This window comes from Xanthovirga aplysinae (assembly GCF_009711365.1).
GTDB classification, from domain to species: domain Bacteria; phylum Bacteroidota; class Bacteroidia; order Cytophagales; family Cyclobacteriaceae; genus Xanthovirga; species Xanthovirga aplysinae.
This window is the reverse complement of the sequence record NZ_SMMB01000373.1, coordinates 1-1,306: the sequence shown is the minus strand read 5'-3', so window position 1 is coordinate 1,306 and position 1,306 is coordinate 1. Positions and strand designations below refer to the sequence as shown.

Below are 1,306 nucleotides of genomic sequence, written 5' to 3'. Positions count from 1 at the left end.
AAACTTTAAAATTTTTTCCACAGAAAAACTATTATAATAATGCCAAGTTTTAGGCCTTGAATCGGGCTGAAAATCCAAATAAAAACTCCATCAATCCTTCAAGGATAATGAAAATCAGCGGATTCACATATGTACGCAATGGATTTAAATATGGATACCCTTTTATCCCCTCCATTCGTTCCCTTTTACCTCTTGTTGATGAATTGGTGGTAGTGGTAGGTAATTCTACAGATGGGAGTAAGGAAGCGATTGAAAAATTATCCAACCCAAAAATTAAAATTATTGATTCGGTATGGGATGAAGAGTTAAGAAGTAACGGCCGAATATTTGCTCTTCAATCAAATTTGGGACTTGACCAAATTAGCGGAGATTGGGCGATCCATTTGCAGGCCGATGAAGTTTTTCACGAATCCACTTTAAACAGCCTGAGGAGACAAATTTTAGCTGCCGAACAAAATCCAGAAGTGGATGGTCTTTTATTTCCCTTTCATCACTTTTGGGGCGATTATGAACACATTAAAGATGACCGTAGTGTTCACCGTTTTGAAATTCGGGCTTTTCGGAATAAGGGTTGTATCCGCTCCTACAAAGATTCACAAGGTTTTCGAAAATATAGATCCATACAAGGGTATAATTCAGGGGAAAAGGGAACAAAACTAAACTGTTTAAAGGTAAGGCACCACATATTTCATTATTCTTATGCCCGAAACCCTAAATTAATGACTTTAAAGGCGAATTATTTTGAACGATTCTGGCATCCAGATACATGGTTAAAAAAGAACCTACCAACAGGAACTTTTGACTTTAATTATGTAGGCAGATTGGCTAAATTTAAGGATGAACACCCCATTTATATGAAGGAAACCATTAATCAAAAAGATTGGGATTTTTCTTATGATCCTTCCCAGTCAATTCTTTCAATAAAAGATAGGTTTTTACTTAAAGTTGAAAATTTATTTGGTTATCGCCCTTTTGAATACAAAAACTATAAAATTGTAGAAAAGGTAAAAGAGATCCATTAATAAAACCGCCCGTTTTAATCCAATTTTTTGAAATTCTATAAAGAACATTCCAAGGACAATCTTATAATTAGTGAACCATAGTAATGGTTCTGATTAGATCAATCTGAACTTTTTTCTCTTCTTATGCCAATAATGGCCTGATTTTTAAATATACTGGCTTTGGATGGGACACCGATTACACTTCTATCTTTTCAAGTTTAGCAGTATTTACCTCCTCTTACTTCTTCGCTCTCCACCCTTCATTTTCCAGTTTTCAATATTCATTATTCTCGTTTTCAAATACT

The 1,306-nt window shown here is 34.5% G+C and carries 1 protein-coding gene; it reads left to right on the top strand.

Features of this window, described 5'->3' with window-relative positions; translation table 11 throughout:
• Positions 1-107 precede the first annotated feature (107 nt).
• Complete coding sequence (locus tag E1171_RS01230) at positions 108-1,022, top strand: glycosyltransferase (protein WP_187696155.1); 915 nt, start codon at positions 108-110, stop codon at positions 1,020-1,022.
• Positions 1,023-1,306: the final 284 nt, after the last annotated feature.

What these genes read in the sequence shown, in the direction of transcription:
- E1171_RS01230 (WP_187696155.1), top strand. Translation starts at nt 108, where the DNA reads ATGAAAATCAGCGGATTCACATATGTACGCAATGGATTTAAATATGGA.